Below are 8,631 nucleotides of genomic sequence, written 5' to 3'. Positions count from 1 at the left end.
CGAGGCCGCGCTCGTGGTTTAGGCCCGTAAAGCCCCATGAAGGGGAGAGCATAAAACATGCCAGGTCACGTTTGATTCTTTCAGGAATGGAAAAACCTACGATTTGATATTTTTCTTGCAGGGTCGACTGTTTAAAATGAAAACCTGCGTTATGAAAGGGGGAGTGCGTGGAGCGTATGGCTACGGCCGCCCGACCGTCGTCGTCGGTTGCGGCGAAGACGAAAACCCATCTTGCGCCGACGGCGTTACAGGGGCTTGAGGTTTTGGCTCTGCCCGTTGCGTCTCTTCCCGAATATATAGAACAAGCCGCAGAATCGAATCCTTTGATTGAGATAGATTTCTCTGACGGCCTGTTTTCCTATAGCGAACTGCCCGAAAGCGACGAATGCGACGTCGCATCTGCATCGAGAGATTGCTCGAGCTTCGATAGATTCCCGGAAAGCACCCCCCCCTATCTCGTTGTGAAAGAAGTTTGACGCCGTCGTTCGAATGGGATTTCTCCCGCATCCAGGATGAGTGTCGGCAAACCGAAACCCTGCAGGAATACTTGCATGTGCAAACGGTCGGAATGCGCCTGCCGGATGGCGAACGTCGCCTGATGGATGCTCTGATCGAATGCGTGTCCGACGATGGCTATTTCGTCGGCGATCTGTCCATGGTGGCGTTTGCGTGCGGCGTGTCGATCGAGGCCGCCGCTCGTGGGCTTCGCAGACTTCAATCCTTGCAGCCCGCAGGCGTCGGCGCTCGTGATTTGTCGGAGTGTCTGCTGCTCCAAGTGCAAGACGACGACCCGTATGCTCCCATGCTCAGGACGCTCGTGCGTCGGCACCTCGAAGACGTTGCCGCTAATAGGCTTTCTTCGATAGCCAGGTCGCTTGGCGTGTCGACCTCTGAGGCCGGCTTCCTTTGTCGTGCCGTAGCCGATATGAATCCGCGTCCAGGTGCGTCGTTTTGGCAGCGATCCGATGCTCGCTATATCGTTCCCGATATCGTGATTCGCCGTCGCGGCACCGATTTCACCGTTGAAGTGACCGGTTCCATAGGTCCTGGCATCGGGTTGAACGCCGAATATCTGGCCATGATGGATGAGGGAGGCCTTGGTGAGCAGGCGCGTGCCTATCTCGAAGAAAAGCGCAAGGATGCCGAAGTGTTTCTGCGCAGCATAGAACAGCGTGGCATCACGCTGCATAGATTCGGGGTGTTTCTCGTTGAGAAGCAGTTCCGCTTCTTCATATCTTCCGATGGCGGTCTTGCCCCTTTGACCATGAAGCAGGCTGCCGATGCGCTTGATGTGCATGTGTCGACGATTAGCAGGACGGTTCAGGGGAAATACGCGCAGACTCCCCGAGGAACGTTTCCTCTGAAGATGTTTTTCACGCGCGCTCTGCCTCAGAACAAGGCCTCATCGGGTAAGGGGTCGGTTTCTTCGTTCGACATTAAAGAACGAATTCGCGCGATTATCGCGGAAGAAGACCCCGAAAAGCCTCTGAGCGATTCCGCGATAACCGATCGGTTGAATGCCGAGGGGATAGAGGTCAAACGAAGAACCGTGGCCAAGTATCGTGAATCGATAGGAATCGAGTCACAGGCGAAGCGCCGGATGAAAAGGGCATGACGGACGGCAGGCGGCGATTGCGGCGTGAAAGGGAAGAAAGGGGTTGCGCATGTACGACCAAAGACGGCAGGCGGAGGCCTGGAGGAGGTTCATAACGACGGGCGTCATCGACGAAGACGTCGTGCGCCCCGAAGTCGCGCGGTCGTGGAAGCGATGCAAGGCCGCAGGCGTTAACCCGTGGTCGTCGTCGTTTCCGGTCATGGACGAGAACCTTCTGCGTGAGAAACGTAGCCAGTATACGCATTCCCTCGATGTCAACACGCCTATCATGCGCATGCTCGTGGCTCTTCTCAACTGCAACGTGTCGCTGATGGATCACGAGAATTTCGTGTTCGGCTTTCATTCGCCTTTGAGCTACTATCCAAGAACGTTCGGCACGTATGTTCTCGAAGAAGAAGTGGGCACGGGCAATGCGACCATTGTTCCGTACGAGAAAAAACCTGTGCGTGTCGAGGGCTTCGAGCAATATCGGGCGATTTCGCAAACCTATTCGGGCGTGAGCGCCCCTTACGTCGACAACCGCGGCAATTATTTCGGTGCATTGAACGTGAACGATCCCTTCGATGTCTTGCCTGATTACGCATTGGATATGTGCGCGGCTGCGGTCGATCTGTCTAACGAGCTTTTTTTGGCAAAGCGGGGAATGTGGGCGAAGCTTGCTACGGCCGAGTTCTTCAATCCTCTCATGCGTCTGATGGGCGTGCCCGTTCTCGTGACCGATGAGGCGGGACGAATCTTGACGGCGAACGAGCCTATGCGCCCCTTTATCGCTAAATACGACTCGTGTCCGTACGCCTCGCAGCCTCTTTCCGAATACCTTGCGAAAGAGAGTCCTTTAAAGCGGGTTATGACGGAGCCCATCGACGATGGCGGGCCGATGCGGGTTTCGTTCAAGAACGGGCGCAAGAAAGAGCCGCGTTTTCTGGAGCTTGTTAGGCGCTGCACGGTCGAAGTGGGAAACGGCATCACGCACGTTGTGTTCGTGTTCGGGGTGGACCGAAACGTGCAGGCCGACCAGCGCATCGAGGTGAAGCCACGCCGTCGAAGCGCGCGTGAGGTGGTTGATTACATCGGTGAATCGCCCGAATGGGGCAAAGTTGACAGTCTCGTGAAGAAGGTTGCTCCCATCAAGGCGAACGTCCTCTTGCTCGGAGAGACGGGCACGGGCAAAGAAGTCGTCGCTCGTGCGCTTCATCGTTTATCGGGTCGCAAGGGTCCTTTCGTTGCCATTAACTGCGGTGCCATTCCGCGCGATTTGTTCGCCGCGGAGCTTTTCGGCTACGAAAGCGGTGCATTCACCGGCGCGAAAGAGGGCGGATCGGTCGGCAAGATGGAGGCAGCGAATGGCGGAACGTTGTTCCTGGACGAAATAGGAGAGATGCCGATCGATTTGCAGGTCGGCCTGCTCCGTGCCATCCAGGAGCAACAGGTGACGCGTCTCGGGTCGGTGGAGCCGAGGCAGATTGACGTGCGGTTTCTTGCCGCCACCAACCAAAACGTACAGCATATGATCGATTCGGGCAAATTCAGGGCCGATCTTTACTACCGCTTGAGCATGGTGGAGATAAGCCTGCCGCCGCTGCGCAAGCGAGCAAGTGATATCCCGCTGCTTGTCGATTTCTTCAACAGGGAACTTTCCAGGTCGCTCATGCTTGAATATTCTCCCTTCGGGCCCGATGTGGTGGATGTGCTTTCGCGCTATACGTGGCCAGGAAACGTGCGAGAGCTTCGCAATGTCGTCGAGCGGTGCTTGATTATGGCGGGTCAGGGCGATGCGGCAACGGTCGCCGACCTTCCTGCGCACATCGCCAATGCGCTTTCGTCTGGGGAGTATTTCGAAGGGCCTGCCAAGTCGATGTCGGCTGCCGCCGCATTGGTCCAAGGTCGGGTTCTGCTTCAGGAGAATACATGCGAGGACGCTGCTGACGAGCGGCGACGGCTGGCTCTTTTGTTGGAGAAATGCGATGGCAACAAAGCGCAGGCGGCCGATTTGCTCGGTATGGGCCTCGACGCTTTTGAGATGCGCCTTGCCGAGTTGGGGCTCAAGGTGAAAGTGGTCGTCGAGATGGACTGAGCGTTCGGCATCGCGCGCGCGTGAGGGCTTGTGGCGCGCCATCGAATGCGCCGCCTGTTCTTTCCGCTTCTTTCGTGCTGTACCGATGGTGAATGTGGACGCAGCGCGGCATCGGCGTTCACGCTCACGCTACAATGCTCGTTATGGATAAACAGAAGAAACACCACACGAAAAAGGGCGCGTCTGCAGGGCGCGCCCATACGCGCGTATCTGCGAAGGCGCCGCTCGGACATGCGGGTTCGCGTCCGACGAGCACGCGCAAGGCGAACGTCGGGCGTTCCGGCGGATATCGGGGTGCGTCGTCCTCTTCGCGCGCGGGATATCGTAGTCCGAAGCCGAATGCGGAGGCGATCGAGCAGGCCGAAGCGTCGAAGAACGCAAGCGCCCACAGCGCCCGTCGCGACGGGCTGTTCTGCCCGATCGACGGCCGTTGCGGCGGCTGCGAGCTTTTGCGGGTTCCCTACAAAAAGCAACTGCGGGACAAACAGGCACGCATGGAGGAGCTGTTCGCCGATCTGCTCGACGCCGACGTGCGAATCGATCGGATTGCCGGCATGCGCGACCCGCGCCACTATCGCAACAAGGTGGTTTCCCCTTATGTGGCCGTCTATGATCGGCGCGCCCGCAAGCGTCGCATTCTGTGTGGCATGTACGAGCGCGGAACTCACCGCGTGATCGATTCGCGCGAATGTCTAATCGAGAACCAGGAGGCTAAGCGCATCATCTTGACGGTGCGCGATCTGATGGGCAACTTCGGTATGACGCCGTACGACGAAGATGCCGACACGGGCTTTCTGCGTCATGTACAGGTGCGCGTCGGACACACGTCGGGCGAGGTCATGGTCACGCTCGTCACGCGCGAAGAGGCCTTTCCTGCATCGCGTGCGTTCGTGCGCGCGCTGAAAAAGGCGCACCCCTGCATCACTACGGTGGTGCAAAACGTCAACACGCGCAAGACCAACGTGATCATGGGCGATAAGGAACGCACTCTCTACGGCCCGGGGTTCATCCTCGATTCGCTGTGCGGTTTGACGTTCCGCATTTCCTCGAAGTCGTTTTACCAGGTGAATTCCGATCAAACGGAGGTGCTTTACACACGCGCCATCGAGATGGCGCGGTTGAATGGCACCGAGACGGTGATGGACGCGTATTGCGGCACGGGAACGATCGGCCTGGTGGCGGCACGCGGTGTGAACGGTGGAGCAGGCGCGGCGCGGGTGATCGGTGTGGAAGAGCGCCCCGATGCCGTGGCCGATGCGCGCAACAATGCGACTCACAACGGCATCGAGGCGGCCGAGTTCGTCGCGGCGGATGCGGGCGCGTTCATGCGCGATGTGGCGGCGCGCGGCGAACGGATCGACGTACTGCTCATGGATCCGCCACGCAGCGGCTCGACGCCTGATTTTCTCAAGGCGGCCTGCTCTTTGGGGCCGCGCTGTATCGTGTACATCTCCTGCAACCCCGACACGCAGCGCCGCGACGCCGAGTATCTGGTGTATCACGGTTATCGTATCGTGGAAATGCAGCCGGTGGATATGTTCCCGCACACGCATCATGTCGAAAACATCCTTGCGTTTGAACGTGTGGCGTGCGATGACGATTCATGTTGCAGCGATTCGCGTTGCGACGAACCGGCAGGCGCATAAGAAGCTAGAGGGCGGGTTGCGCCAGGCGTGCGGTGTGCGTTGGGCGGCGTTGCGACGAATGCGCCCGCCTTATTTCGTTTTCTGTCAAGAAGGGAAGGCCGAACGATGACGGAGCAGATGAGCGCCGCGATAGGCGCAACACCCCTGATCAAACTTGAGAAGTTGAGCGCCGAAGTGGGCGCGAACGTGTTCGTGAAATACGAGGTCGCCAACCCTGGCGGATCGATCAAAGACCGCGCTGCGAAAAACATGATCGACGCCGCCGAGGCGCGTGGGGAAATTGCGCCCGGGAAAAGCGTGCTTGTGGAGCCGACGAGCGGCAACACGGGCATCGGCATCGCCATGATCGGCGCTGCTCGCGGCTACGACGTGGTGCTTACCATGCCTGAGTCCATGAGCAAGGAGCGACGCATGCTTTTGGCCGCCTATGGCGCGAAGCTGGTGCTGACGCCCGCGGCCGAGGGTATGGCGGGCGCGGTTGCCGAGGCCGAGCGCATCGAGCGTGAAACGCCAGGCGCGTGGATTGTGGGCCAGTTCACGAATCCTGATAACCCGGCGGCCCACGAGAAGACCACCGGCCCCGAAATCAAGGCGGCGCTTGGCGGCGCGAACCCCGATTACATCGTTGCGGCCGCAGGCACGGGCGGCACGGTTTCGGGCGTGGCGCATTTCTTCAACGGCGCCGGTGCGCAGAACAAAAACGGTTTGGCCGCGCTGACGGGCGAGCGCGTGTTCGTGTATGCCGTCGAGCCCGACGAAAGCCCGCTGATTACCCAGTCTCTCGCGGGCGAGCAGCTGACGCCCGCACCTCATGGCATTCAGGGAATCGGGGCGAACTTCATTCCCGAAACGCTCGACCTTGATGCTTTGGACGGCGCGTTCCGCGTGGCCACCGAGGAGGCGTACGAGCAGGCGCGCTTCATGGCGACGCAGGAGGCGTTGCTCGTGGGCATTTCGAGCGGTGCGAACATTGCCGCCGTGCGCAAGCTGGTGCACGAGCATCCCGAGGCGAAGGGCAAGACCATCGTGACGTTCGCGGTGGATACCGGGGAGAGGTATCTGTCCACGCCGCTGTTCTCCTAGGATGCCGTTGCGGCGCGCCGCATGACGATGACGAAGGCCGCCCTGCTTGGGCGGTCTTCGTTCTTTGGAGCCGTCTGTTCATCTGCGATTTTGCTGACGGGACGCTGTTCGGCGGGCGCCTGTGGTTGCTCGGTTTTCTCTTGGTCATTAAGAGAAAACGGCTGCAAAATACGGGAGTTCAAAAGTAATAAGAAGTTCAATTGATATCTTCTAACAATAAGATACTAAGTTTCGAAAGGGAATCAATATGGCTGACAAGGCCGAAGAAATGAAGATCGACGTGATTCTGGCAAGCGGAAGCCCGCGCCGCAGCGAGCTGCTTGCACGCGAGGGCGTGCCGTTTTCGGTGCGCGCGTCGCAGGCCGACGAAACCCTCGATGCCGATTTGCTAAGCCAGCCCGAGGAGGCGGCGAAAAAGCTCGCCGAGCGCAAGGCACGCGCCGTGGTGGAAGACGTGCTCAACGAAGGCTATGCCGGCATGGCCATGGTGGTGGGCGCCGATACCATGGTGGTGGCCGATAACACGATTTACGGCAAGCCAGCCGACGAAGCCGACGCGAAACGCATTCTGAATGAGCTTTCGGGCCGTGCGCATCAGGTTATCACCGGCGTTTCGGTGTGGCTTGTGGGCGCGCCCGAGGGCGAAGACGTCTCTTTGGCGTTTCGCTCCTTCGCTGAAACGAGCCATGTGCTGTTCAAAGCGCTCGACGACGAGCTGATCGAGCGTTATATCGCGACGGATGAGCCGTGGGACAAGGCGGGCGCGTACGGCGTGCAAGGTCTGGGCGGCGAGATGCTGGTCGAGCGCGTTTCGGGCGATTTCGACAATGTGGTGGGTTTGCCGGTGAAACGCCTGATCGCCGAGTTCTCCGAATTCTTCGAGGCGGCGAAATAGCATGGCGCACAACATCGAGACGTGCGAGCGGGCGGGCGCATGCGACGTGCTCGAGCGCGTCAGAAGCACGGTGGATGCGCGCTCGATGGCGGGGCGCGACAACGTTGCGCTGCTCATGGTGAGCGGCGGGTCGGACAGCGTGGCGCTGGCCTATCTTGCGGCCGATATGGTGGCTGCGGGCGATATGGGTGCGCTGGCCATGCTTCATGTGAACCACAAGCTACGCGGAGCAGCCTCGGACGGTGATGCGGTTTTCGTGGGCGAACTGGCGCAGCATCTGGGCATCCCCCTGTTCGTGTGCGAGGTGGACATCGCTTCGATGGTGCGTTCCTCGGGCGGCAACATGGAGGCGATCGCGCGCACCGAGCGCTACCGCGCCGCACGTGAAGCGCTTGAAAGCACGTGTCTTCACATGGGGTTTCCCTTTGAAGACGGGCGCATTTTCACTGCCCACACGGCCGATGACCGCGTTGAGAACTTCTATATGCGCTCGATCGTGGGAACGGGCCCCGGCGGTTTTCGCTCGATGGAGCACAGCGCCATGATCGAGGGGTGCCGTGTGTGCCGTCCGCTGCTCGAGGTGGGACGCGACGATTTGCGCGCGTTCATCGAGACGCGCGACGGCGCGGTGCGTGATGCGACGGGCGCGCTGTGGCGCGAGGATGCTACCAATGCCGACACCGACCGTTTCCGTGCGTTCGTGCGCCACGAGATTATTCCCGTGGCAAAGCAGCGCAACCCGCGTCTGCTCGAAACGCTCACGCGCACGATGAACCTCATCGCCGATGAAGACGACATGCTCGACGAGCAGACGCGCAAGCTTCTTCTTGAACAAGTATGCCCCCTGGGGGTATCTCATTCCGAAGGGTTCCTCGTGTCGGGCACGTTGGTCGAGGCGCCCGCGCCTTTGGCTCGCCGCGTGATCGACCGCGTGCTCTCGCTTGCGCTTGGTCGCGATGCGCGCATCGAAAGCGCGTCGATCGAAGCGTGCCTTTCGGGTTTGGGGCACAGCGGATACGTGGCGAACATTCAGGGCAACCTGGCCGTTTCGTACAACAAGCAGGGTCTGCGCATCGAACCTATGAGCGCATTTCGCGCCCGACGGAAGAAGGGCTAGCCTGCATGCGCGGGTCGGGTCGGGCGCAGTCGATCCAGAACGTGGCGGCGCTCAGTCCTCCGAACAGGCCCGAAACGATGTTTCCCGGCCCAAGGCGGGAATACGTTCCCGCAAAATGCCCGTCGTAGGCATACAGCCCGGAAAGGTTTGCTTATGTGTGATAAAGAAGCAATAGAAGTGCAAAAAATTTTGCCGTTCCTA

At 59.8% G+C, this 8,631-nt stretch carries 7 protein-coding genes; all 7 read left to right on the top strand.

Annotation, left to right across the window (positions count from 1 at the left end; genetic code table 11):
* Nucleotides 1–176: 176 nt before the first annotated feature.
* The 7 genes from Q6E04_RS08945 to tilS all read left to right on the top strand — a co-directional run bounded on the left by Q6E04_RS08945 (nucleotide 177) and on the right by tilS (nucleotide 8,430).
* Nucleotides 177–476, top strand: coding sequence for a hypothetical protein (locus Q6E04_RS08945; protein ID WP_303250431.1), 300 nt, complete (start codon nucleotides 177–179; stop codon nucleotides 474–476).
* Nucleotides 473–1,615, top strand: a complete 1,143-nt coding sequence (gene rpoN / locus Q6E04_RS08940) for an RNA polymerase factor sigma-54 (RefSeq protein WP_303250430.1) — start codon at nucleotides 473–475, stop codon at nucleotides 1,613–1,615. Before Q6E04_RS08945 ends, rpoN begins: the two co-directional genes overlap by 4 nt.
* 49 nt (nucleotides 1,616–1,664) lie before the next feature.
* Complete coding sequence (locus Q6E04_RS08935) at nucleotides 1,665–3,689, top strand: sigma-54-dependent Fis family transcriptional regulator (RefSeq protein WP_303250429.1); 2,025 nt, start codon at nucleotides 1,665–1,667, stop codon at nucleotides 3,687–3,689.
* A gap of 143 nt (nucleotides 3,690–3,832) precedes the next feature.
* Entirely contained in the window at nucleotides 3,833–5,335 is a 1,503-nt protein-coding gene (gene rlmD, locus Q6E04_RS08930; protein ID WP_303250428.1) for a 23S rRNA (uracil(1939)-C(5))-methyltransferase RlmD, read from the top strand.
* 105 nt (nucleotides 5,336–5,440) lie between these two features.
* Nucleotides 5,441–6,418 (top strand): cysteine synthase A, encoded by a 978-nt coding sequence (gene cysK, locus Q6E04_RS08925; protein WP_303250427.1) that lies wholly within the window; start codon nucleotides 5,441–5,443, stop codon nucleotides 6,416–6,418.
* A gap of 247 nt (nucleotides 6,419–6,665) precedes the next feature.
* Nucleotides 6,666–7,313, top strand: a complete 648-nt coding sequence (locus Q6E04_RS08920; RefSeq protein WP_303250426.1) for a nucleoside triphosphate pyrophosphatase — start codon at nucleotides 6,666–6,668, stop codon at nucleotides 7,311–7,313.
* Nucleotide 7,314: 1 nt separating this feature from the next.
* The gene (tilS, locus tag Q6E04_RS08915; RefSeq protein ID WP_303250425.1) at nucleotides 7,315–8,430 is read left to right on the top strand and encodes a tRNA lysidine(34) synthetase TilS; all 1,116 of its coding nucleotides are present in this window, start codon (nucleotides 7,315–7,317) and stop codon (nucleotides 8,428–8,430) included.
* Nucleotides 8,431–8,631 lie beyond the last annotated feature (201 nt).

Source organism: uncultured Slackia sp. (assembly GCF_959608125.1).
Taxonomy (GTDB): Bacteria; Actinomycetota; Coriobacteriia; order Coriobacteriales; family Eggerthellaceae; genus Slackia.
The sequence above is the reverse complement of the archived record's forward strand: the minus strand, read 5'-3'. Positions and strand labels throughout refer to the sequence as shown.